This window comes from Geodermatophilus sp. URMC 64 (assembly GCF_053502555.1).
The window spans coordinates 3,344,844-3,367,186 of the sequence record NZ_CP199955.1 but is presented as its reverse complement, the minus strand read 5'-3'; the positions used below and the strand labels follow the sequence as shown (position 1 = coordinate 3,367,186).

At 76.4% G+C, this 22,343-nt stretch carries 19 protein-coding genes; 12 read left to right on the top strand and 7 right to left on the bottom strand.

The genetic code is table 11. The features are described from left to right. The first annotated feature begins 122 nt into the window (after window positions 1-122). The 3 genes from ACWIYF_RS16325 to ACWIYF_RS16315 are packed head-to-tail and all read left to right on the top strand — an operon-like array spanning window position 123 to window position 4,677. On the top strand, window positions 123-452 hold the full coding sequence (locus ACWIYF_RS16325; RefSeq protein ID WP_448623876.1) for a DUF6504 family protein: 330 nt from the start codon (window positions 123-125) through the stop codon (window positions 450-452). Beyond that, on the top strand, window positions 452-940 hold the full coding sequence (locus ACWIYF_RS16320) for an SAV_6107 family HEPN domain-containing protein (protein ID WP_448623875.1): 489 nt from the start codon (window positions 452-454) through the stop codon (window positions 938-940). Before ACWIYF_RS16325 ends, ACWIYF_RS16320 begins: the two co-directional genes overlap by 1 nt. Then, window positions 937-4,677: a DNA polymerase III subunit alpha gene (locus ACWIYF_RS16315; RefSeq protein ID WP_448623874.1), complete on the top strand. Its 3,741-nt coding sequence runs from the start codon at window positions 937-939 to the stop codon at window positions 4,675-4,677. The genes ACWIYF_RS16320 and ACWIYF_RS16315 overlap by 4 nt, the downstream gene beginning before the upstream one ends. 20 nt (window positions 4,678-4,697) lie before the next feature. Here ACWIYF_RS16315 and ACWIYF_RS16310 read toward each other — a convergent pair whose 3' ends face one another. Then, entirely contained in the window at window positions 4,698-5,816 is a 1,119-nt protein-coding gene (locus tag ACWIYF_RS16310; RefSeq protein WP_448623873.1) for a serine hydrolase domain-containing protein, read from the bottom strand. Window positions 5,817-5,922: 106 nt separating this feature from the next. Here ACWIYF_RS16310 and ACWIYF_RS16305 point away from each other — a divergent pair, with 106 nt between their 5' ends. The 3 genes from ACWIYF_RS16305 to ACWIYF_RS16295 are packed head-to-tail and all read left to right on the top strand — an operon-like array spanning window position 5,923 to window position 8,328. Further along, on the top strand, window positions 5,923-6,405 hold the full coding sequence (locus tag ACWIYF_RS16305; RefSeq protein WP_448623872.1) for a VOC family protein: 483 nt from the start codon (window positions 5,923-5,925) through the stop codon (window positions 6,403-6,405). A gap of 10 nt (window positions 6,406-6,415) precedes the next feature. Continuing rightward, a complete protein-coding gene (locus tag ACWIYF_RS16300; protein ID WP_448623871.1) occupies window positions 6,416-7,162 on the top strand; it encodes a class I SAM-dependent methyltransferase in 747 nt (248 codons plus the stop codon). Further along, window positions 7,159-8,328 (top strand): alkaline phosphatase family protein, encoded by a 1,170-nt coding sequence (locus tag ACWIYF_RS16295; protein ID WP_448623870.1) that lies wholly within the window; start codon window positions 7,159-7,161, stop codon window positions 8,326-8,328. Before ACWIYF_RS16300 ends, ACWIYF_RS16295 begins: the two co-directional genes overlap by 4 nt. A 2-nt stretch (window positions 8,329-8,330) precedes the next feature. Here the strand turns inward: ACWIYF_RS16295 and ACWIYF_RS16290 are convergent, their stop codons facing one another. The 3 genes from ACWIYF_RS16290 to ACWIYF_RS16280 form a co-directional block, all read right to left on the bottom strand. Then, window positions 8,331-9,245, bottom strand: a complete 915-nt coding sequence (locus ACWIYF_RS16290) for a sucrase ferredoxin (RefSeq protein ID WP_448623869.1) — start codon at window positions 9,243-9,245, stop codon at window positions 8,331-8,333. Window positions 9,246-9,270: 25 nt separating this feature from the next. After that, entirely contained in the window at window positions 9,271-10,284 is a 1,014-nt protein-coding gene (locus ACWIYF_RS16285; RefSeq protein ID WP_448623868.1) for a cupin domain-containing protein, read from the bottom strand. A gap of 314 nt (window positions 10,285-10,598) precedes the next feature. Beyond that, the gene (locus ACWIYF_RS16280) at window positions 10,599-10,877 is read right to left on the bottom strand and encodes a BatC protein (protein ID WP_448623867.1); all 279 of its coding nucleotides are present in this window, start codon (window positions 10,875-10,877) and stop codon (window positions 10,599-10,601) included. A 219-nt stretch (window positions 10,878-11,096) separates the two neighbouring features. Here ACWIYF_RS16280 and dinB point away from each other — a divergent pair, with 219 nt between their 5' ends. Further along, on the top strand, window positions 11,097-12,407 hold the full coding sequence (gene dinB / locus ACWIYF_RS16275; RefSeq protein WP_448623866.1) for a DNA polymerase IV: 1,311 nt from the start codon (window positions 11,097-11,099) through the stop codon (window positions 12,405-12,407). A 126-nt stretch (window positions 12,408-12,533) separates the two neighbouring features. Then, the gene (locus tag ACWIYF_RS16270; RefSeq protein ID WP_448623865.1) at window positions 12,534-12,938 is read left to right on the top strand and encodes a DUF3040 domain-containing protein; all 405 of its coding nucleotides are present in this window, start codon (window positions 12,534-12,536) and stop codon (window positions 12,936-12,938) included. Between the two features lie 167 nt (window positions 12,939-13,105). Here the strand turns inward: ACWIYF_RS16270 and ACWIYF_RS16265 are convergent, their stop codons facing one another. Genes ACWIYF_RS16265 through ACWIYF_RS16255 form a run of 3 tightly spaced genes read right to left on the bottom strand, consistent with a single transcriptional unit; the run spans window position 13,106 to window position 17,882 of the window. Further along, entirely contained in the window at window positions 13,106-15,514 is a 2,409-nt protein-coding gene (locus tag ACWIYF_RS16265) for a transglutaminase family protein (protein WP_448623864.1), read from the bottom strand. Further along, window positions 15,511-16,893: a DUF58 domain-containing protein gene (locus tag ACWIYF_RS16260; RefSeq protein ID WP_448623863.1), complete on the bottom strand. Its 1,383-nt coding sequence runs from the start codon at window positions 16,891-16,893 to the stop codon at window positions 15,511-15,513. The genes ACWIYF_RS16265 and ACWIYF_RS16260 overlap by 4 nt, the downstream gene beginning before the upstream one ends. A 5-nt stretch (window positions 16,894-16,898) precedes the next feature. Beyond that, a complete protein-coding gene (locus tag ACWIYF_RS16255) occupies window positions 16,899-17,882 on the bottom strand; it encodes an AAA family ATPase (RefSeq protein WP_448623862.1) in 984 nt (327 codons plus the stop codon). Window positions 17,883-18,115: 233 nt separating this feature from the next. On the opposite strand from ACWIYF_RS16255, the gene mraZ reads away from it, so the two are divergent. The 4 genes from mraZ to ACWIYF_RS16235 all read left to right on the top strand — a co-directional run bounded on the left by mraZ (window position 18,116) and on the right by ACWIYF_RS16235 (window position 22,285). Continuing rightward, on the top strand, window positions 18,116-18,550 hold the full coding sequence (gene mraZ, locus ACWIYF_RS16250) for a division/cell wall cluster transcriptional repressor MraZ (protein ID WP_448623861.1): 435 nt from the start codon (window positions 18,116-18,118) through the stop codon (window positions 18,548-18,550). 391 nt (window positions 18,551-18,941) lie between these two features. Next, window positions 18,942-19,922 (top strand): 16S rRNA (cytosine(1402)-N(4))-methyltransferase RsmH, encoded by a 981-nt coding sequence (gene rsmH / locus ACWIYF_RS16245; RefSeq protein WP_448623860.1) that lies wholly within the window; start codon window positions 18,942-18,944, stop codon window positions 19,920-19,922. Next, entirely contained in the window at window positions 19,919-20,446 is a 528-nt protein-coding gene (locus ACWIYF_RS16240; RefSeq protein WP_448623859.1) for a hypothetical protein, read from the top strand. The genes rsmH and ACWIYF_RS16240 overlap by 4 nt, the downstream gene beginning before the upstream one ends. A 150-nt stretch (window positions 20,447-20,596) precedes the next feature. Continuing rightward, window positions 20,597-22,285, top strand: coding sequence for a peptidoglycan D,D-transpeptidase FtsI family protein (locus ACWIYF_RS16235; RefSeq protein WP_448623858.1), 1,689 nt, complete (start codon window positions 20,597-20,599; stop codon window positions 22,283-22,285). Window positions 22,286-22,343: the final 58 nt, after the last annotated feature.

Below are 22,343 nucleotides of genomic sequence, written 5' to 3'. Positions count from 1 at the left end.
TCGAACATGCGTTCGATCAGCAGGCTTCGGACACAGCCGACACCCGCCGCTCTCGGGTCCTTCCCCGCCCGGGGCGGTGGGCCGGACGGCGTTGGCGGGAGAGCGAGACAGGGGAGTGTGCCATGAGCCGGGTGCTCGGCGGGCCGGCCGGTCGGGTCGGCGAGGAGGTGCAGGTCGAGCGCGGCCCGCTGGGTCCGGTGCAGTTCTGGCGCGGCGGGTCGCGCTACGTCGTGGGGGAGCTGCTCGACTCCTGGGTGGAGACCGCCCCCTGGTGGCAGCAGCACGCCGTGAGCTCCTCCGGCGGTGCCTCGGCCGAGCTGGTCGCCTCCCGGGAGGTGTGGCGGGTGGAGGCGGTGCGGGCCGGCCGGTCGCGGATGAGCTTCGCCGGCGTCTACGACCTGTCCTGGGACGCCGCCGGCAACCGCTGGTGGCTCGTGCGGGTGCACGACTGATGGGCGCCGCGCGAGTCATGCCCGCCGACCAGCTGCCGCTGCCGCCGCCTCTGCCCCCGGCGGCGGCCGCGCTCCTCGACCAGGCCCACCGCGCGCTGGCCGAGGCCGCGGGCTGCACCGACGACCCCCGGCGCCGGTACGCCACCGCCCACCTGGGTGCGCTGCGCGCAGCCGCCGCCGTGCTCGCCGCCCGCACCCGGCCCGAGGCCGGGCGGCGCCGGCCGCGCAGCGCGTGGGTGCTGCTCGGTCAGGTGGCGCCGGAGCTGGGGGAGTGGGCCACCTTCTTCGCCGCCGGTGCCGCCAAGCGGGCCGCGGCCGAGGCCGGCCTCTCCCGCGCGGTCACCGAGCGGGAGGCCGACGACCTGGTCCGCGACGTCCGGGCGTTCCTCACCGTCGTCGAGCACACCCTCGGCACCCTCTCTCCCGAGCCGGTCCGCACCGCCTCCACCCGCCCGCGGGTGGTCGGCGGGTCCGACCACCGAAGGTGAGCGCCGACCCCTTCGTCCACCTCCACGTCGCCTCGGGCTACTCGATGCGGTACGGCGCCAACCACCCCGCCGACCTCGTGGCCCGGGCCGCCGAGCACGGCATGACGGCGCTCGCGCTGACCGACCGCGACGGCCTCTACGGCGCGGTCAAGTTCGCGCTCGCCTGCCGCTCGGCCGGGGTGCGACCGATCTTCGGGGTGGACCTGGCGATGGCACCGGCCGTCGACTCCGCCGTCCCGCGCCCCCTGGCCCGGCCGCTGGGCGACGGATCGGGGGCGGCCCGGCTCGGCCGGCCCGCCGGGCGGCGGGTGCCCGCCCGGGGCGGCGCGAGCGTCGACCCGCGGCTGCCGCGGGTCACCTTCCTCGCCCGCGACGGCGAAGGCTGGCGCTCGCTGTGCCGGCTGACCAGCGCGACGCACCTGCGCGGCACGCGGGGCGAGCCGGTCAGCTCGCTGGCGCTCGCCGCCGAGCACGCGCCCGGCCTGGTCGCGCTGCTCGGCCCCGACTCCCCGGTCGGGCGGGCGCTGGCCGACGGCCGGGCCGACGACGCCGCCGCCGTGCTGGCCGCCTGGCGGTCGGTGTTCGGCCCCGGCCGGCTGGCGGTCGAGCTGGTCCACCACCGCGGCCGCGGCGACCGGGCCCGGGCGGCAGTCATGCTGCGCTTCGCCGCCGAGCAGCAGGTGCCGGTGGTGCTGACCAACGCCGTCCGCTACGTCGACGCCCTCGACGCGCCGACCGCCGACGTGCTCGACGCGTCCCGCCGGCTGGTCCCGCTCGACCTGCGGCACGTCGACCGGCGCACCGCCGAGGGCTACCTGAAGTCGGGCAAGGAGATGGCCGAGGTCGCCGAGGACCTCGTCGGCCCCGACCGCGACGCCGCGCTGCGGCTGCTCGAGGGCACCGCCCGGCTGGCCGAGCAGTGCGCCGTCGACGTCACCGCCGACCTCGGCATCGGCACGGTCCGCTATCCCGAGCTCGACGTCGTCACCACCGCCGCCGAGCGGGGGATGAGCCCGTCGCAGGTGCTGCGCGCCCGCTGCGAGGCCGGCCTCGGCCGCCGCGGGATGGCGCTGACCGAGCGGGTGCGCGTCCGGCTGGAGGAGGAGCTGGGCGTGATCGACTCCCTCGGCTACCCCTCCTACTTCCTCACCGTCGCCGACGTGGTCGACCTGATCAAGAGCCTGCGGGTCCGGGCGGCGGCGCGCGGCTCGGGCGCCGGCAGCCTGGTCACCTACCTGCTCGGCATCTCCGACGTCGACCCGATCCGCTACGGGCTGCTGATGGAGCGCTTCCTCTCCCCGCTGCGCCACCAGCTGCCCGACGTCGACATCGACGTGGAGTCCGCCCGGCGCATGGAGGTCTACGACGCGGTGCTCGAGCGTTTCGGCGCGCACCGGGTCAGCTGCATCTCGATGATGGACACCTACCGGGTGCGGCACGCGATCCGCGACGTCGGCGCCGCGCTGGGCATGCCGATCGCCGAGGTCGACGCCATCGCCAAGGCGTTCCCGCACATCCGGGCCAACCAGGTGCACGCCGCGCTGCGCGACCTGCCGGAGCTGCGGGCCAGCCGGATGGGCTCGAAGCGCGGCGGCGGCACCGGCGACCTCGACCTGATGTTCGACCTGGTCGCCCGGCTCGACGGGCTGCCCCGGCACATCGCCCTGCACCCGTGCGGGGTGCTGCTCTCCGACGCCACGCTGCTGGACCGCACGCCGGTGGAGAACAGCTTCCTCGGCTATCCGATGAGCCAGTTCGACAAGGACGACGTCGAGGAGCTCGGGCTGCTCAAGCTCGACCTGCTCGGCATCCGGATGCAGTCGGCGATCGCGCACGCGCTCGACGAGATCCAGCGGGTCGACGGCGAGACGGTGGACATCGACGCCATCCCGCGCGACGACCCGACGACGTTCGAGCTGATCCGCAGCACCCGCACGCTCGGCATGTTCCAGATCGAGTCGCCGGGGCAGCGCGAGCTGGTCGGCAAGTTCGGGCCGGAGACGTTCGAGGACATCGTCATCGACATCTCGCTGTTCCGGCCCGGGCCGGTGAAGAGCGACATGGTCACCCCGTTCCTCATGGCCCGGAACGGCTGGCGGGACGTGGTCTACCCGCACCCCGACCTCGAGTTCTGCCTCGAGCAGACCGCCGGCGTGGTCGTCTTCCACGAGCAGGTGCTGCAGATCGTGGCCCGGATGACCGGGGTGTCCCTGGCCGAGGCCGACGAGGTGCGCCGCGCGCTGGGGGAGAAGGACGCCCATCCGGAGGTCCGGGCCTGGTTCATGCCTGCCGTGCTCGAGGCCGGCTACCCGGTCGAGGTCGCCGAGCGGGTGTGGGAGGTGCTGGCCGCCTTCGGCTCGTTCGGCTTCTGCAAGGCGCACGCCGCGGCCTTCGCGCTGCCCACCTACCAGTCGGCCTGGCTCAAGGCGCACCACCCGGCGGCCTTCCTCGCCGGGGTGCTCACCCACGACCCCGGCATGTACCCGAAGCGGCTGATCCTCGACGACGCCCGCAACTTCGGCATCCGGGTGCTGGGCCTCGACGTCAACGCCTCGGCCGACACCTACCGGGTCGAGCGGCTCAGCGACGAGGAGGAGCCGGACGAGGCGGACGAGGGGCGCCGGCTGCGGCCGGAGTGGATGCCGGCGTCGATGCCCGACCCGTCCCGCTACGGCATCCGGCTGTCGCTGACCGACGTGAAGGGCATCTCCGCCGACGAGGTGGGCCGGATCGTCGACGGGCAGCCGTTCCGGTCGCTGGCCGACTTCTGGCAGCGGGCGTCGGTGTCCCGGCCGGTGGTGGAGCGGCTGGTGCTGGCCGGCGGGTTCGACTCCCTCTACGGCTTCGGGCTGCGCGACCGCGAGGCCGGCCGGCCGACCCGCCGCCGTCACCAGGTGAACCGGCGCGACCTGCTGCTGCAGATCGGCGAGCTCGACCGGTGGACCCGCAGCGGCGCCCGGGCCGGCGCCCGCGGCCAGCTCAGCCTGGACCTCATGGGCATGGACCTCATGGGGCTGGAGCTGCCCGAGGAGGAGGCGGCGCCCGGGTGGGCCGACAGCAGCGGGCTGCCCGAGTTCACCGACGCCGAACTGGTGCGCGCTGAGCTCGAGGTGCTGGGCCTGGACGCCAGCCGGCACGTCATCGACTTCTACCGGCGGTTCCTCGCCGAGCTCGGCGCGGTGCCGGCGAGCCAGATGCTGACCTGCCGCAGCGAGGCCGAGGTGCTGGTCGCCGGGGTGAAGGTGGCGACGCAGACCCCGCCGATCCGCTCCGGCCGCCGGGTCGTCTTCGTGACCCTCGACGACGGCACCGGCTGCACCGACTCGACCTTCTTCGAGGACGTGCAGGGTCCCTACGCCGCGACGGTGTTCCACTCGTGGCTGCTGGTCATCCGCGGGGTGGTGCGCCGCACCGGCCCCCGCGGGGTGTCGCTGCGGGCGACCGGGGCGTGGGAGCTGCCGGCGCTGCACGAGGCGTGGGAGGCCGGCGGGCTGGCCGCGGTCGCCGAGCAGATGGCCACGCCGGGGGAGTACACCGAGCGGGCGATCGCCGGCGCGGCGGCGTCGCACGGCTCGCGGCCGGTCATGGTGCGGCCGGTGCTGGTGCACCCGACCGGCTTCCGCATGTCGCCCTACGCCGACATCAAGCCGGCCGGCGAGGACACCAAGCTCGCCGCCCGCCGGGCCGCCGCGCCGCGCAAGCTGTGGCACTCCAGCCCCGGCAGCTCGGGCCACTGACGCCGGCCGGCACCGACGAGTCACCGGCCGACGATCGAGACCAGAGCCCGCATGAGCGCGTCGTGGTCGTAGCGCCGGCTGGTGTTCGCCATGAGCGCGATCCCGAGGCCGAGGTCCGGGTAGAGGCGCACGGCGTTCCAGAAGCCGCCCCCGGTGCCCCAGTGCTCCACGAACGACGGCCGCGCGGACCGATCGGCCGCGCGCCGGAACCAGCCGAGCCCCAGGTCGAACGGCCGGCCCGGGGTCCGGATGTCCCGCATCGCCTGCGCGGTCTCCGGGGCCAGCACCCGCCGGCCGTCGATCGCCCCGTCGCCGAGGTGGAGGCGCAGCAGCCGGGCGACGTCCACCACCGGCCCGATGAGCCCGCCGTAGCCCGCGCCGACCACCCGGAACGGCCGCAGCGCCATCTGCCGGCCGTACCGCTCGCCGGCCACACCTGCCGGCAGCGCCCGTCGCAGCACCGGGGCGAACCCGGGCGGGGCGGCCACGTAGCCGGTGGCGTACTCGCCGCCGGGGCGGTGCACGTAGCCCGTCGCCGCCATCCCGGCCGGCGTCAGCACAGCCTCCTGCACGTAGTCCTCGAACGGTTCGCGCGCCACCCGGCTGATCACCTCGGCCAGCACGAGGTAGCCCACGTTCGAGTAGCTGGCCGGTCCGCCCGCCGTCCGTCTCGGCCGGCCGTGCCGCTCCAGCAGTGCCGCGGCCGCGGCGTGCTGCTCCTCGACGGTCCGCCCCGCCGGCAGCACCCAGCGCAGCGGGAACGGGTTGCCGGCTCCCGCGGTGTGGTTCAGGAGCTGACCGATCCGTGGCTGGTCGGTCGCGCCCGCGCGGCGGTAGGCGGGCAGCACCGAGGTAACCGGGGCGTCGAGGTCCAGCCGGCCCTCGTCGGCCAGGCGCATCGCCGCGGTGGCCGTGACGATCTTGGACATCGAGAACCACAGGTAACCGGTGTCCGCGGTCGCCGGTTGCCGCGTCGCCAGGTCCCGGAAGCCGAGGCCCGCGGCGGCCACCATGCGGTCGGTCCGGGTGACCGCGAGGGACAGGCCGGGGATCCGGTGGCGGGCGACGTGCTCGGCGGCCACCTCCCGGACCGCGTCCGGGAGGTCGGCGGGTACGTCGCGCGGAGGAGGGGGTGGCATGCGGGACGCTCCGATCGCGTGGGCGGGCATCGATGAGTTCCGGGCGCGGGGAACGTTCTACCTGCGACGGCCGCGCTGCGGACCGGCTCCGAAGAGAGGACGCACCATGCCCAGGACCGTGATCTGCCTGTGGTTCGACACCGAGGCCGAGGAGGCCGCGCAGTACTACACCTCGATCTGGCCGGACTCCGAGATCCTCGGCGTCCTGCGCTACGGGTCGGAGGACCCGCAGCGCGAGGGCACGGTGCTGACCGCGAACTGGCGGCTCGGCGACACCGAGTACGTCGGCCTCAACGGCGGCCCGCAGAACTGGGCGTTCAGCGAGGCCATCTCCTTCCAGATCATGTGCGCCGACCAGGCCGAGGTCGACCACTACTGGAACGCCCTCACCGACGGCGGCGAGGAGGCCCCCTGCGGCTGGCTCAAGGACCGCTTCGGCGTCTCCTGGCAGGTCGTGCCCACCCGCCTGATGGAGCTGCAGAACGACCCCGACCCGGCCCGCCGGCAGCGCGCGGTCCAGGCGATGTTCCAGATGAAGAAGATCGTGATCGCCGACCTCGAGAGCGCCGCCGACGCCGTCCCCGCCTAGGCTCGGCGGGGTGCCGCCTGCCCCTTCCTCGACCGCCGCGGAGCAGCAGTCCGCTCGCACCGCCGCCGTCTGGGCCGCCCTCGACCCGGTGATCCGATCGGGCGCCGCGCTGCGGGTCCTCGACGTCGGCGGCGGCAGCGGCATCTTCGCCGTCCCGCTCGCCCGCCTCGGCCACGCGGTCACCGTCGTCGACCCGAGCGCCGACGCCCTGGCCACGCTCGGCCGGCGCGCCGACACCGCCGGGGTGGGGGGCGCCGTCCGCGGTGTCCAGGGGGACGGCGACCTGCTGCACGAGGTGCTGCCCGCTCTGGGCGACGGCGGCTACGACCTCGCCCTCTGCCACTCGGTGCTCGAGGTGGTCGACGACCCCGCGGTCACCCTCCGCGAGATCGCCGGCGCGGTGCGGCCGGGTGGTCAGGTGAGCGTGGCGACGGTCAACCGCGCCGGCGCCGTCCTCGCCCGCGCCCTCTCCGGCCACCCGGTCGAGGCCCTGGCACTGGTGGAGGACCGCGACCCCGCCCCCGGGCGGGCCCGTCCCGCCCGGCGCCGGTTCGCCCCCGATGAGCTGCTCGCCCTCGTCGAGGGGGCCGGGCTGCGCGCGGACAGCTGGCGCGGCGTCTCGGTCGTCGCCGACCTGCTCGACGCCTCGTCCGAGGCGGACCCGGCCAACGTGCGCGCGCTGGAGCTCGCCCTCGCCGGGACCTCGCCCTACCGGGACGTTGCCACCGGCCTGCACGTCCTGGCCACCCGGGCATGACGCTGCCGCCGGACCTCGTCCGCCCGCGCTACGGCGCGGCCACCCTCGCCGACGTCCTGCCCGGCGCCGCCGCGGCCATCGGGGTGGACGTGCGCCGCGGCGACCTGCCGGCCGATCCGCTCGGGCTCACCGCGGCGCTGGCCGGCGCCCGCCGCGTCGCCGTCCTGCTGGTCGACGGGCTCGGCATCGACCTGCTGCGCGCGCACGCCGGCCTCGCCCCGACCCTGGCGGCGCTCGCCTCCCCGGTCGGCGTCCTCCAGGCGCCGTGCCCCAGCACCACCCCCGTCAGCCTCACCACCCTGGGCACCGGGCTGCCGCCGGGCAGCCACGGCGTCCTCGGCTTCGTGACCGACGTGCCGGGGGAGGACCGCCTGCTCAACCACACCCAGTGGCGCGACGACCCCGACCCGCTGGTCTGGCAGGCCCAGCGCACCGTCTTCGAGCAGGCGTGGGACGCCGGGGTCGCGGTCACCGCCGTCGGCCCCTACGCCTACCGCGGGTCGGGGCTGTCCGAGGCGGCCTACCGGGGCGCCGACTACGCGGGGGTGGTCAGCCCCGGCGACCTGACGGCGGTGACCCTGCAGGCGCTCCGGGCGGTGCCGCGGGCGCTCGTCTACGCCTACATCCCCGAGCTGGACCTGACCGGGCACGTCCGCGGCGTCGACTCCGACAGCTGGCGGGCGCAGCTGGCGATCATCGACCGGGTCGTCGAGCAGCTGGTCGCCGGCCTGCCCGACGACGCCGCGCTGCTCGTCACGGCCGACCACGGGATGCTCGACGTGCCGCCCGACACCCGGCTGGACATCGACGACGAGCCGGACCTGGCCGACGGCGTCCGGGTCCTGGCCGGCGAGCCCCGGGCCCGCTACGTGCACACCGTCCCGGGGGCCGAGGACGACGTCCTCGCCCGCTGGCGGGCCGTCGTCGGGCACCGCGCCTGGGTCGTCGGCCGCGAGGAGGCCATCGCCAGCGGCGTGTTCGGTCCGGTGGACGCCGGCGTCGCCGCCCGCATCGGGGACGTCGTCGCGCTGGCCCGCGGTTCCTGGGCGCTGACCGCGAGCCGGCACGAGCCGGGGCCGAGCCGGCTGGCGGCCTACCACGGCTCGCTGACCGCGACCGAGCTGGCCATCCCGCTGCTCGCCGCCCGGGGCGGCGCCCTCGGCTGAGCTCAGCCGAGCGACTCCAGCCGCCAGATCCGCATGTGCGCGGGGTGCAGGGCCGAGCAGGTCAGGTGCGCCGCCTGCGCCGACGGGGAGCTCTCGACGGTCGCCGTCAGCTCGCCGTCGGGACCGGCCAGGGTCACCGTCCAGCGCTCGACCTCCGCGCCCGGCGCGGTGAGCTGCCGGATCCCCAGCGGCCGCAGGTCGTCGACGCCCACCAGCCCGAGCTCGGTGCGGGTCAGCTGCTGGGCCGCCTGCGCCGGCGGGGCCAGCCCCGCCCGGCCGCGCAGCCACGGCAGCGCGACCTGCCCCCGCGTGTGCGCCGCGACCAGGTCGCCGCCGTCCCCCGGGACCTGCCCGTAGTAGAAGCCGTGCGGGAGGACGACGACGTTGGCGGCGAACCGGTCGCCGCCGAGGTGGCTGCACTCCCACACGTCGGCGGGCCCGGGCGCCGGCAGGCTGCGCGCCAGCGGCCGTCCGCGCAGGGCGCAGCAGGCGTCGTGCGTGCCGTGCGTGCACACCAGGTAGACCGGGCCGGCCGTGGGCTCGCCGACCGAGCCGTCCCACGGGACGTCGAGCAGGTCCGCGTCCGCCTCGCGCACCGACCACCACAGCCCCTCGCGGCCGGGCCGGGAGTCCACGTAGGCCCACCGCCGGCCGGTGTCGGTCAGCCGGTCGCCGGGCCGCCGGATCAGCAGCAGCCGCACGTTCTCCCGCCGCGACCGCCGGGCCAGCAGCGGCGCCACCTCCGGATCGAACCGCGACTGCTCCAGGGCGTCGCGGCCCCACGGCCCCGGCTGCTCGATGAGCACCCAGCGCTGCGCCAGGGAAGCGGTGGCCACCAGGGGATCCCTCCGGGCCAGGGCCTGCACCGAGCAGCGGGAGGGGTCCAGCCGGCCGGCCGGACGGGCGGCGCCGGTCACGGCCGGCTCCCGGGGGAGCGGGCCCTCACCGTCGGGTCCCGGGCTCCTCCGCACGCGGCCCATCGTGCCCCGCGTCGTCCGTCCCGGCGACGGCGTCGGGCACCACCGCGATGCCCTCGGTGACCAGCCGCTTCGCAAGCGTCAGCTGGTCGTCGCCGTCCAGGCCGGGCAGGTCGGCGACCTTGAGCTCGCCGACGGCCAGCAGCTCGGCGAGGGCCGGGCGCGTCCCGGCGGGCAGCTCGTGCGTCCGCCGTCCCGCGACGAGGGTGACCCGGCCGTCCGCGGCCGGCCGGAGGCTGCAGCGCAGCCGGCGGCGCAGCTGCAGCACGGTCCCGGGGGTGAGCGCGGCCGCCGCGGCCGACTGGGCGAGCGGGGCGACCGGTTCCGGGCGCACCTGCGCCCAGGTCCGCGCGCGCACCCGGTCGGCCACCTCCGCGGGGTCGACCCGGCCGAGCCAGTCCCGCAGCGCGGTGATCACGGTCGTGACGTCGTCGGCTCCCGACGACGGATCGGCGAGGTCCAGCCCCAGCGGCAGCGAGCGGCGCAGCTCGGGGTCCTCGGCGGCGAGCGTGCGCACCAGGTCCAGCGCCGCCTCGGCGGCCGACCAGCGGGTCACCGGGTGCACGCCGACGGTCAGGTGGCCGCTGATCCGGCCCAGCGCGGTCGCCGAGTGGAGGTAGCCGCGGGGCAGGTAGAGGGCGTCGCCGGGCCGGAGCACGGTGTCGATCACCGGCTCGCGCTCGGCGGCGGCGGCCACGTCGGCGGCCCGGTCGTTCCACGGCTGGGTGCGCAGTGGGTCGGTCAGCACCGGCTCGTGGATCCGCCAGTGCTTCTCGCCGGCGAACTGCAGCACGAAGACGTCGTGGACGTCGTAGTGCGGGCTGAAGCCGCGCGAGGACGGCGGGGTGATGTAGGCGTTGACCTGCGTCGGGTGGCCGAGGTCTGCGGCGAGTGAGTCGGCGAACTCGATCAGCGGCGGCCAGAGCCGGTGCAGCCCCTGCAGGACGACCGTGCTGCCCTCGGCGAACAGCCGCAGCACCGCATCGGAGGAGACCTGGTCGGCGATCTCGGCGCCGGCGCCGCCCGAGGTGGTGAACCGCTTGGCGTCGACGACCGCGCCGTCCTTGGCGATCCGCAGGAACGGCGTGCGCAGCCCGCGGCGGGTCAGCAGCTCGTCGACGTCGTCGAGGGTGAGCAGGTCGGCGAAGGACTCACCGGTGTGCTCGGCGCGGGCGAGCAGCGGGCGCCGGGACCAGTGCTCCCGGGCGAACGCGTCCGGGTCGGTGTGCGTGCACCGCCACAGGGCCGGACGGGCGTGCTGCCCCGTCCGGCCCCGGGTGGTGAGGTCGTCGCTCAGGCGCCACCGTCCGCGCCGCCGTCGGCCCCGCCGTCGGCACCACCGTCCGCGCCGCCGTCGGCGCCACCATCGGCGCCACCATCGGCGCCGCCGTCGGCCCCGCCGTCCGCGCCGCCGTCCGCTCCGCCGTCGGCACCACCATCGGCGCCGCCGTCACGGCCCGCGCCGCCGTCGGCGCCGCCGTCCGCGCCGCCGTCGTGCCGGCCCGGGGTGCCGGATGCGCCGCCGTCGGCGGGGCCCTCCGTGCTGGTCATGTCGTCGTCGTCGAGCGCCATGTGTTCCTCCGCTTCCCGTGGGTGGTGGCGCGGGCCGCCGGACGACGGCCCCCTCGCTGCACTTACCTCGCCCATCCTGGCCTGACACCTGCGGCCTCACCAGGGGCTTCACAGACACGCCGACCGCGGCGACACGGGCGCCCGCCACGGCGCGGACCCACCCGCCGGGCGCTACTGTGCACCCAGCGAATCGAACACGTGTTCGGACAAGGAGGAGCCGTGGCCGGCCGCGCGGAGGGCTGCACCGTCCTGCACGTCGACATGGACGCCTTCTTCGCCAGCGTCGAGGTCCGCCGGCACCCCGAGCTCGCCGGGACGCCGGTGATCGTCGGCGGGGCGGGCAACCGGGGCGTGGTCACCTCGGCCACCTACGAGGCCCGCCGCTACGGCGTGCACGCCGCGATGCCGACGGCGCGGGCGCTGCGGCTGTGCCCGAACGCCACGGTGCTGCCGGGGGACATGGCGCTCTACGCCGAGGTGTCCCGCGCGGTCATGGCGCTGTTCCGGTCGATCACCCCGCTGGTGGAGCCGCTCTCGCTCGACGAGGCCTTCCTCGACGTGGCCGGCGCCGGCCGCCGGCTGGGCGACGCCGCCGAGATCGGCGAGTACCTGCGTGCCCGGGTCTTCGACGAGCAGGGGATCACCTGCTCGGTCGGGGTGGCGCCGACCAAGTTCGTGGCCAAGCTGGCCTCCACCGCCAGCAAGCCCGACGGGCTGCTCGTCGTCCGCCCGGCCGAGGTCATGGACTTCCTGCACCCGCTGCCGGTCGGCGCGCTGTGGGGTGTGGGCCCCAAGACCGAGGAGCAGCTGCTGCGGCTCGGACTGCGCACCGTCGGCGACCTCGCGCACGTGCCGGCCCGCACCCTGCAGCGGGCGGTCGGCGCCGCCGCCGGATCGCACCTGCACGAGCTGGCGTGGGGCCGCGACCCGCGGCGCGTCGTCCCCGACGAGCCGGAGCGGTCGACCGGGGCGGAGGAGACCTTCGCCACGGACGTCGACGACCCGGCGGTCATCCACCGCGAGCTGCTGCGGCTGGCCGAGCGCACGGCCGGCCGGCTGCGGTCGGTCGGCGCGCTGGCGCGCACGGTGAGCATCAAGGTGCGCTTCGCCGACTTCGCGACGATCACCCGCAGCCGCACCCTTGCCGTCCCGACCGACGTGGGCCACGAGCTCTACGAGACCGCCCGGGCGCTGTTCGACGCCCTCGGGCTGGACCGCGCCCGCATCCGCCTGGTCGGCGTGCGCGCGGAGCGGCTGGTCGACGCGGAGTCCGCGCCGCGGCAGCTGGAGCTCGGCGCCCGCGAGCACGGCCGCCGCGAGGCCGAGCTCGCCGCCGACCGCGCCGCCCGCCGGTTCGGGGCCGGCGCGGTCCGCCCGGCGACGCTGCTGCACCGGGACGGCTGGCGGCGCGGGGGAGTCGACGACGGGCCGGCCGCCGCCGTCCCGATCCCGCGCCCGGACCGGCCCCGGCGCCGCCTGCCGGCGCTCGGACCTGCTCCTTCGGCCGCCCCCGGGCACCCGGGAGAGTGATCACGAAGCGATCCCGGCGGGTCGGCGGCGACTCGCCTTTCGCGCGCTGCAATCGGCTCGTATCCTCGGTGACACCGCCGGCGGTAACGACCGGCGGTACCTGGCTAGGCCCACGTGGAGGTCGACGTGCCGCTCTCCGAGCACGAGCAGCGACTGCTGGAGCAGATCGAGCGCGCCCTCGTCGATGACGATCCCAAGTTCGCTTCCTCGGTCCGTACCGGCGACCGCCGGCTGAAGGCCCGCCGCAAGCTGCAGCTCGGTGCCGCACTCGTCATCGTCGGGCTCGCGGTCCTGACGGGCGGCGCGGTCGCGCACTCGGTGATCCTCGGGGGCATCGGCTTCCTGGTGATGTTCGGTGGGGCGGCCCTCGGCGTCCTGAACTACAAGTCCGCGACCGGGGCCGTCGAGGCCGGCGCCCCCGCGAGCGGTGGCCGCGGCCCGGCCGGTGGCCGCGGCAAGGGTGGCCGCCGCGGTCGCCAGCCGCTGAAGAACCGCCTCGAGGAGCGCTTCCGCCGCCGCTACGACCAGTAGCCCGACAGACCCGTCGAGAGGCCGCCGTCCCCAGGGACGGCGGCCTCTCGCGTGTCCGGGCCGCGCCGGCGCCCTCCTGGCTCAGCGCAGCGGGTCCTGGCTCACGTCCCACCGTGAGCCAGGAGCCGCTGGGATCAGCCCAGCTGATCCCAGCGGGGAAGCGGCGGTCAGACCGTCCGCGTCCGGCGCCGCACGAGCGTGGCCACCCGGCGGCTCACCGCGTCCGCGGCGCGCCGTCCGGCCCCGGTGAGCAGCGAGCCCGGCCACAGCAGCGCCAACAGCCGGGCGCGGGGCGGGGTCGCCCGGACCAGCCCGCGCCGCGCGGTGCGCAGCGCGGCCGCCAGCTGCGGGTCGGCGGCGGCGCTGCCGGGCCGGGCGTAGCTGGCGGCCTCCTCGGCCAGCGCCAGCCGCCGGAGGGCGTCGGCGGCCTCGGCCTCGGCGGCCGAGTCGGGACGGCGCACGGCGCGACCGGCCGCGGCCCCGGCCGAGCGGGTGATCACGCCGGCCAGCTGCCGGGCGGTCTGCCGCGGGGTCTGCGCCGGGTGCAGCGGCACCCCGAGGTCGCGCGCGGTGGCCGCCAGCTCGTCCCACAGCGCCGCCGGGGCGCCGTCGGCCAGTCGCCGGCGCCGCTGCAGGGCGCGCAGCACCGCCGGCGTCGCCAGCAGCGCCAGCACGAGCACCGCGACGCCGCCCCCGATCAGCACCGGACGCAGCCAGGGCGCGGTCTGCTCCTGCGGCAGGTTCAGCGGGACGAACTGGTCGTCGCGGTCGAGCTCGCGGGTGGGCGCCGCGGGGGCCGAGGGGAGGGGCGCCGAGGCGCTCGCCGCCGGGTCGCTGGGCTGCGGGGTGTCGGCGCGCGGCGCCCACGGCAGCTCGACCCGGCGGTCGACGGAGATCGGCGTCGGGTCGAACGGCACCCAGCCGAGGCCGGCGAAGTAGACCTCCACCCAGGCGTGTGCGTCGTCGCTGGTGATGACCCGGGTGCCGTCGCCGTTCGCGCTGCCCGGGGTGTAGCCCAGGGCCACGCGGGCGGGCACGCCGGCCGACCGCACCATCACCGCCATGGCCCCGGCGTACTGCTCGCAGTAGCCGCGCCGCAGGCGCAGGAAGTCGGCGAGGTCGTCGCCGCTGGTGCCCGGTGCGGTCGACAGGCTGTACACGAAGCCGTTGGACCGGTCGGTCAGGAAGGCGTGGATGGCCCGGACCCGCTCGTACGGCGTGACCGCGTCGGCGGTCAGCTGCCGCACCAGGTCGACGACCGTGGGGTTGAGCAGCGGCAGGTCGGTGTAGCGGGCCTGGACCGGGTTGTTCCGGGGCAGCGCGGGCGACTGCGCCAGCAGCTCGGCCGAGGGCTGCGGCTGGCGGGCGGTGACCCGGTAGGTCAGGCCGGCCGTGGTGACGTTGCGGCCGAAGACCGTGCCGGTGGCCGGGTCGAAGCGCCAGTTGCGGTCGCCGTCGCCGGCGACGCTCACCGTCAGCGGTGAGGTCAGCAGCGGCAGGAACCGGTCGGAGTGCCCGACCGAGGTGATGGTCGCGGTCATCTGCCGGCCCGGTTCGCCGTCCGGCAGCGGGGCGAGCCGGTCGTCGTCGGCGATCGACTGCTCGCCGTCGAGGTTGGACAGCGACCAGCCCTCGTCGCCGTCGTACTGGTCGAGCGAGACGACCCGCAGGTAGCCGGGGTCCTCGACCGAGGCGTCGACGCGCAGCAGGTTGATGGCCTCCGGCAGGGTCAGCTCGCCGCGCAGCTCGGCGACCGGGTCCAGCGACGTCCCGGTGGAGCTGCCGCTCCCGCTGCCCGCCCCGAGGCCGGTGGTCAGCGACCCCTCGCGCAGGGTCGGCACGAGCGCGCCGAGGACCAGGCCCGCGGCGAGGGCGAACACGCCGGTGCGCACCGCGAGCAGGGTGCCGGTGCCCAGCAGCGTGCGGCGGCCGGAGCGGGCGCGCTGCGCGAGCCGGCGGCGCTGGTCGGCCCACAGCAGCACGGCCAGCCCCGCGGCCGGCGCCGCGATGGCGGTCAGGCCGATGCCGCCGATGATCGTGCCGACCGGCACGCAGTAGAGGACCAGCAGCCCGAGCCCGGCCAGCGCCGGTTGCCGGCCGGCCACGGCGACCAGGTCGACGGCGACGGCGACCAGCCCGACGAGGATCACCGTCAGCGCCAGCAGGCCGCGCAGCGGCAGGGCCGGCGTGGCCTGCTCGAGCAGCTCCGCGGAGCCGTCGGCCAGCACCTCGGACAGCCCGGTGAGGCTGCTCGGCGTCGGCACCACGCCGAGGAAGGCGTCGGTGGGCGCGAACAACGCCGTCAGCAGGCAGCAGACCAGCGCGAGCTGGCCGATCGGGACGAGCGGGACGCCGAACGCGGCGAGGCGGGACGGCACCGGCCGGTCGCCGGCCAGCCGCACCCACAGCGCCGGGCCGGCGGTGCGCAGCAGCAGCCCCCCGGCCAGGACGACGACGACGGTGGCGAGGACGGGGGCGAACCAGCCGCCGGTCGCGTAGACGGGTTCGAGCGCGAAGGCACCCAGCAGTGTGGCGGCGGCCGCGGCCAGCGCCGAGCCGATGTCCTCGCGGTTCACGCCGGCACCCCCGCAGCAGAGCGGGAGGCGGCCTCCGGGCCGGTCAGCTCGGCCCACACCTGCTCGACCGTGGAGTCGGCGCGGGCCACGGCGACGTGCCAGCCGGCGGCGCGCAGGAGCGCGGCGGCGTCGTCGCGCTGCCGGTCCAGCTCGGCGCGGGCGGTCGCCGAGGGGGCGCGCCGGCCGCGCTGCAGCCCGGCGTCGGCCCAGCTGCCGATGTCGACGAGGACCGCGAAGTCGGTGCTCGGGCCCGACCGCGCGCGCACCAGGTCGGCGGCCTCGTCGGCGCCGGCCGCGCCGAGCAGGCAGACGACCGGACCGTCGCCCGCGGCCCGCGAGAGCAGCTCCACGCCGGTGCCCAGGCCGGACGCCTTGGACGGCCGCACGCCGGCCAGCGCGTCCAGCAGCTCCTCGGGGTCCAGCCCGCCGCGCGTGCCGGCCGTGGCCAGCTCGCCGGTCTCGGTGACCACCCGCAGCGTGGCGCCGCGGCGGCCGAGGGCGGCGCCGATGCTCGCCGCCGCCTCGATCAGCCACTCGAGGCTGTCCGGCGGCGGGCTGTCGTCCCCGGCCGGCCCGGCGGCGAGGACGGCGCCGCGCGCCGCGGCGTCGCGGTGGGCCAGCAGGTGCGCGCGGGCGCGGGTGTCGAGCAGGAGGGTGGCCTGCGCCCGCCAGGGCCGCTCCTCGAGGCGGACCATGAGCTCGCCGGTGCGGGCCGTCGTCCGCCAGTGCACCTTGCGCAGATCGTCGCCGTGGCGGTACTCGCGGACGCTGACGTCGTCCTCACCGTGGACGGCGATCGACCGGCGGCTGCCGTCGCCCCCGCCGCCGTGCCCGCCGGCCGGGCCGCCCGGGCCGAGCGGGCGCACCCGGGGGACGACGACCAGCGGGACGGTGTCCGCGCCCGTGGCCGTGCGCAGCACCAGCCCGAAGGGGTCGACCAGGCGCAGCCGCAGCGGGCCGAGGGTGTGCCGGCCCCGGCGGGTGCCGTGCACCCGGTAGCCGAGCGCGGCGGTCTCCCCGCCGGCCAGCCGCTCCACCACGAACTCCGGCGAGGCGCCGAGCTCGGGCGGCAGCTGCTCGGAGAGCAGCCACAGCCCGCCGGTGCGGCTGTCGGCGTTGGTGACCTCCAGAAGCACGTCGGCGTCCTGCCCCCGGGGCACCCGGGACGGCGTGACGGTGCGCCGCGAGGCCAGCCGGAACCGCTCCCGCGCCACGGCCGCGGCCGAGAGCAGCGGCAGGGCCAGCACGAACACCGCGAGCTGGACCAGCGCGCGCTCGCCGACGAGGGCGCCGAGGAACAGCAGGGTGCCGCCCGCCGCGACCAGGCACCGGCCGCGCACCGTGAGGGAGGACAGCGCCGCCCCGACCCGCCCGCGCACGGCGGTCAGCGTCCGCGGGGGACCGGCACGGTGGCGAGCAGGTCCGTGACCACCTGCTCGGCGCTGCGCCGGGCGAGGGTGGCGTCGGCGGTGAGCAGCAGCCGGTGGGCCAGCACCGGGACGGCGAGGGCCTGGACGTCGTCGGGTAGCACGTGGTCGCGGCCGGCGAGGGCGGCGGCGGCCCGCGCGGCGCGCAGCAGCTGCAGGCCGGCGCGCGGTGAGGCGCCCACCCGCAGGTCGGGGGAGCGGCGGCTGGCGTCGACCAGGGCCACGACGTAGCGGCGGATCGCCTCGGCGACGTGCAGCCGGCCGACCGCGCCGATCAGCTCCTGGACGGTCGCGGCGTCGGCGACGGCGGGCAGCGAGGCGAGCGGGTCGGCGGTGGCCCGCTCGTCGAGCATGGCCAGCTCGGCCTCGCGGTCGGGATAGCCCATCGACACCCGCGCGGTGAACCGGTCCCGCTGCGCCTCGGGGAGGGGATAGGTGCCCTCCATCTCGATGGGGTTCTGCGTGGCCATGACGAGGAACGGACGGGCCAGCTCGTAGCTGACGCCGTCCACGGTGACCTGACGTTCCTCCATGCACTCGAGGAGGGCGGACTGCGTCTTGGGCGAGGCGCGGTTGATCTCGTCGGCGACGACCAGGTTGGCGAAGATCGCCCCGGGCTTGAACTCGAACTCGCGGGTCTCCTGGTCGTAGACGCTGACCCCGGTCACGTCGCTCGGCAGCAGGTCCGGCGTGAACTGGATCCGCCGAACGCTGGCGTCGATCGATGCGGCGAGGGCCTTGGCCAGCGTCGTCTTGCCCACCCCGGGCACGTCCTCGATGAGCAGGTGGCCCTCCGCGAGCAGGACCACGAGTGCGAGACGGACGACGTCCGGCTTGCCCTCGATCACCCGGCTGATGTTGGCCGCGATGCGTGCCCCTTCCGCTGCGACGTCGACCGAGGACCCGGCCGTTCCGTCGGCGGTCCGTGTCGCCTCCGTCACGCGGCCCACGGTACGTGTCCCGGCGCGTCTCGGGGCGTTCTCGCCCCCCACTGCTCCCCACCGGCCCTCCGGCGCGCTGACCTGGGGCCCTGCGGGGGGACGGGAAGGTCACGACACGGCGACGAGTGGTGTCCGGTGGGGGCCAGTGGGTTACTGTGTCGGCCGGTGGGGAGCAGTTCCCGGTCCAGGGGGAGCTGCGCAACCGGGGGAGGACCAGTGACGGGGGTGATCCGGTGTTCGTCGGCAGCTATCCGCTGCGGCTCGACGAGAAAGGCCGGCTCGCCCTTCCTGTCCGCTTCCGCGACCAGGTGGCGGGAGGCATGGTGATCAAGAAGGGCCAGGAGCGCTGCATCTACGGCCTCACCATGGCCCGGGTCGCCGAGCAGAGCACCGCCCTGCAGCAGATGGCCCCCGCCGACACCGCCGCCGCGCGCATGCGCGCCCGCATGAGCTTCGGCTCGATGGTCGAGGTGGAGCCGGACAAGACCGGCCGCATCACCATCCCGGCCAACCTGCGCGAGTACGCCCACCTCGACCGCGACGTGGTCGTGGTCGGCGTCGACACCCGCTTCGAGATCTGGGACGCCGCCACCTGGGAGGCCTACGTGGCCGAGCAGGAGGCCGCCTTCGCCGACATGGAGAGCGAGGGGATGCCGACTCTGTCGTGACCCCCGGAACCTCGTCCGCCACTTCCCGGACCCCCGCGCTCTGCGATCGAGCCGTCTTCCCCGCGGCTCGAGAGCAGGACCGGCCCGAACCGCCTTCCCCGCGGCTCGGTCCATCCGCGCGGAGGACCGGGGCCCGGCGGACCGCACCGTCCCCGCGGGGTCCCACCTGACGCACTTCCCCGGCGCCAGGCGGGCCCCGCGGGGGACGCCGGTCCCGTCCGTCCCGGGACGCCACTCCACTCGGCCCCACATCCCCCACTCCGCCCCACCTCCGTCCCCCCGCGCCAGTCGCGGTGCTTCCGCGCGCCTCGCCGCCGGGCTCCCACAGTCCGCCGCGTCCCTCCGTCACCATCGGGGGACGCCGTCCGACCCGTTCGAGAGGCAGTCGACGATGAGCCGCACCGAGCCGCCCCAGGGGCAGCCGGTGCACGTGCCCGTGCTGCTCGACCGGGTCGCCGAGCTGCTCGGCCCCGCCTGCGCCGCCGACGGCGCCGTCCTGGTCGACGCGACCCTGGGCCTGGCCGGCCACTCCCTGGCCCTGCTCGGCGCGCACCCCGGGCTGCGGCTGGTCGGCCTGGACCGCGACCCCGAGGCCCGCGCCGAGGCCACGCGCCGGATCGAGGCCGCCGGGTTCGCCGAGCGCGCCACCGTCGTCCCCGCCGTCTTCGACGAGCTGCCCGACGTCCTGGACTCACTCGGCCTGCCCGAGGTCCGGGCCGTCCTGTTCGACCTCGGCGTCTCCTCGCTCCAGCTGGACCGCAACGAGCGCGGCTTCAGCTACGCCGCCGACGCCCCGCTGGACATGCGCATGGACCCCACCGCGCCGCGCACCGCCGCCGACGTCGTCAACACCTACTCCGCCAAGGAGCTCGCGCGCGTCCTGCGGGTCTACGGCGAGGAGCGCTTCGCCTCGCGCATCGCCGCCGCCATCGAGCGCGAGCGGGCGCGTGCGCCGTTCACCAGCACGGGCAGGCTGGCCGAGCTGGTCCGTGACGCGATCCCGGCGGCCACCCGGCGCACCGGCGGGCACCCGGCGAAGCGCACCTTCCAGGCGCTGCGGATCGAGGTCAACGACGAGCTGGGGGCGCTCACCCGCGCGCTCCCGGCGGCGATCGAGGCCCTGGCGGTGGGCGGGCGGATCGCCGTCATCACCTTCCACTCCCTCGAGGACCGGATCGTCAAGCAGACCCTCGCGGCCGGCGCCACCGACTCGACCCCGCCGGAGCTGCCCGTGCCCCTGCCCGAGCACCAGCCCGTCCTGCGCCTGCTCACCCGCGGCGGCGAGGCGCCGTCCGCGAGCGAGACCGCGGCCAACCCGCGGGCCGCCTCCGCCCGCGTCCGGGCCGCCGAGCGCATCCGGCGGGCGGCATGACCAACCCCGCCCGCCGCCCCGGGACCGGCCCGGTCCGGACGACGTCCGTGCGGTCGCACCGCACCGGGGTCATCCGCACCGGCAACATCCGTCCGTCGACCGGTGCCGCGCGCAGCACGCCGATCCGCCCGGACCTGTGGCTGGTGCCCGCCGGCGAGCCGGCCCGCCGTCCCCGGTCGTCCCGGCGCCGCCGTGCGCCGTTCGTGCTGCTCGTGGTCGGCCTGCTGGTGAGCACCACGCTCGGGCTGCTCTTCCTCAACACGGCCATCGCGGTCGACTCGCTCAAGGCCACCCAGCTGCGCACGGAGAACGCCCAGCGGGTGGAGCACGTCCAGCGGCTGGAGCGGCAGGTCGTCGACGGCAGCACGCCGGCCGAGGTGGCCCAGGAGGCCGCCGACGCCGGCCTGGTGCCCGCCGGGCCGCCGGCCTACCTGGTGCTCGAGCCGGACGGCAGCTCGACGGTCCGGGGCGAGCCCCAGCCCGCCGCGGACCCCGCCGCGCCCGACCCGGACGAGGGGAACTGAACGGTGTCGAGCACTCTGCGTCCCCCGGGCCCGGCCCGTCGCGCCACACCGCCGCCCCCGAGGACCGGGGCGTTCACGCCCCGCCGCCGGCCGGGCAGCCGGCGCAGCAGCGGCGGCCTGAGCCTCGACCAGCGCCTCCGTCGCGGGAAGGTGGGACTGGTCCTGCTCGTCCTGCTGCTGGTCGTCGTCCTGATCAAGCTGGTGTTCGTCCAGGGGGTCGACGGCAGCGACTACGCCAACGCCGCCCAGCAGGACCGGCTGCGCACCTATCCCATCGCGGCGCTGCGCGGGGCGATCGTCGACCGCGACGGCAATCCGCTGGCCTACACCGTCGACGCCTACCGCGTCGTGGCCGACCCCACCGTGGTCGACGACCCGGCGCGGACCGCGCTGGCGCTGACGACGCTGCTCGACGTCCCGGTCTCCGAGCTCACCGACAAACTGTCCGCGGACGGGCGCTACGTCGTCCTGGCCCGCAAGGTCGACCCGCAGACGACCGACGCCATCGACGACCTCGGGCTGGCCGGCGTCTCCTTCGAGGACGACCCGGTGCGGCTCTACCCGGCCGGCACGGTCGGCGGGCAGGTGGTCGGCTTCGTCAACCGGGACGGCGACGGGCTGGCCGGCATCGAGCAGCGCTTCGACGAGCAGCTCGCGGGCACGGACGGCCAGCGGCGGGTCGAGGTCGGCAGCGGCGGCAACCCGATCCCCTCGGGCATCGACGAGTCGACGCCGGCGGTCGACGGCAGCACGGTGACGCTCACCCTGGACCAGGACCTGCAGTACGTGGCCGAGCAGCGGCTGGCCGAGGCGTGCGCGGACGGCTTCACGACCCGCGCCTCCGCCGTCGTCCTCGACGTGCACACCGGCCAGGTGCGGGCCATGGCCACCTGCCCCGGCTACGACCCCGCGCACTACAACGAGACCGACCCCGACCTGCTGGGCAACCCGGTGGTCTCCGACGTCTTCGAGCCCGGCTCGGTGATGAAGGCGGTGACCCTGTCGGCCGCGCTGGAGGAGGGCGTGGCCACGCCCGACACCGTGCTCACCGTCAACGGGCACATCCAGGCCGGCGACCGCGTCGTCACCGACGCGCACGACCACGAGCCGATCGACTGGACCGTGACCGGCATCCTCGCCAAGTCCAGCAACGTCGGCACGATCATGCTCGCCCGCGAGGTCGGGGACGCGACGCTCGAGCGCTACCTGCACGCCTTCGGCCTCGGCAGCGAGACCGGGATCGAGCTGCCGGGGGAGAGCGCCGGCATCCTGCAGGACTCCGCCGACTGGGACCCCGGCCGCGCGGCGAACGTCCCGATCGGCCAGGGCGTCTCCGTGACCACCCTGCAGATGGCCTCGATCTACCAGACCATCGCCAACGGCGGCGTGCGGATCCCGCCCCGGGTGGTCGCGTCCGTCACCGCCGCCGACGGCGCCGTGCACACCTCGGCGGCGCCCGAGGGCACCCGCGTGATCAGCGAGTCCACCGCCGACCGGATGGCCTACATGCTCGAGGCCGTGGTCGGGCCCGGCGGCACCGCCCCGCTGGGCGAGATCGAGGGCTTCCGCGTGGCCGGCAAGACGGGCACCGCGCAGCGGCCCAACCCCGAGACCGGCGGCTACGAGGGCGGCGGCTACGTGACCACCTTCGTCGGGTTCGCGCCGGCCGACGACCCGCAGTACGTCGTCGCGGTGGACCTCGAGCGCCCGTCGAGCGACGAGGAGGGCGGGCAGGTGGCGGCCCCGGTCTTCGCCGACGTCATGCGCTACGCCCTCACCTCCGGCGGCATCGTGCCCTCGGGCACGCCGCGGCCGGACTTCCAGCTCACCGCGCCCTGAGCTCGGCCCGCTCCCGGGGTCGAGTTCACCCTCCCGGAGTCCCGCAGCACTCCTGAAG

What these genes read in the sequence shown, in the direction of transcription:
- ACWIYF_RS16295 (WP_448623870.1), top strand. Translation starts at nt 7,159, where the DNA reads ATGACGCTGCCGCCGGACCTCGTCCGCCCGCGCTACGGCGCGGCCACC.
- ACWIYF_RS16280 (WP_448623867.1), bottom strand. Translation starts at nt 10,877, where the DNA reads ATGGCGCTCGACGACGACGACATGACCAGCACGGAGGGCCCCGCCGAC.
- ACWIYF_RS16240 (WP_448623859.1), top strand. Translation starts at nt 19,919, where the DNA reads ATGACCAACCCCGCCCGCCGCCCCGGGACCGGCCCGGTCCGGACGACG.
- ACWIYF_RS16325 (WP_448623876.1), top strand. Translation starts at nt 123, where the DNA reads ATGAGCCGGGTGCTCGGCGGGCCGGCCGGTCGGGTCGGCGAGGAGGTG.
- rsmH (WP_448623860.1), top strand. Translation starts at nt 18,942, where the DNA reads ATGAGCCGCACCGAGCCGCCCCAGGGGCAGCCGGTGCACGTGCCCGTG.
- ACWIYF_RS16305 (WP_448623872.1), top strand. Translation starts at nt 5,923, where the DNA reads ATGCCCAGGACCGTGATCTGCCTGTGGTTCGACACCGAGGCCGAGGAG.
- ACWIYF_RS16320 (WP_448623875.1), top strand. Translation starts at nt 452, where the DNA reads ATGGGCGCCGCGCGAGTCATGCCCGCCGACCAGCTGCCGCTGCCGCCG.
- ACWIYF_RS16310 (WP_448623873.1), bottom strand. Translation starts at nt 5,816, where the DNA reads ATGCCACCCCCTCCTCCGCGCGACGTACCCGCCGACCTCCCGGACGCG.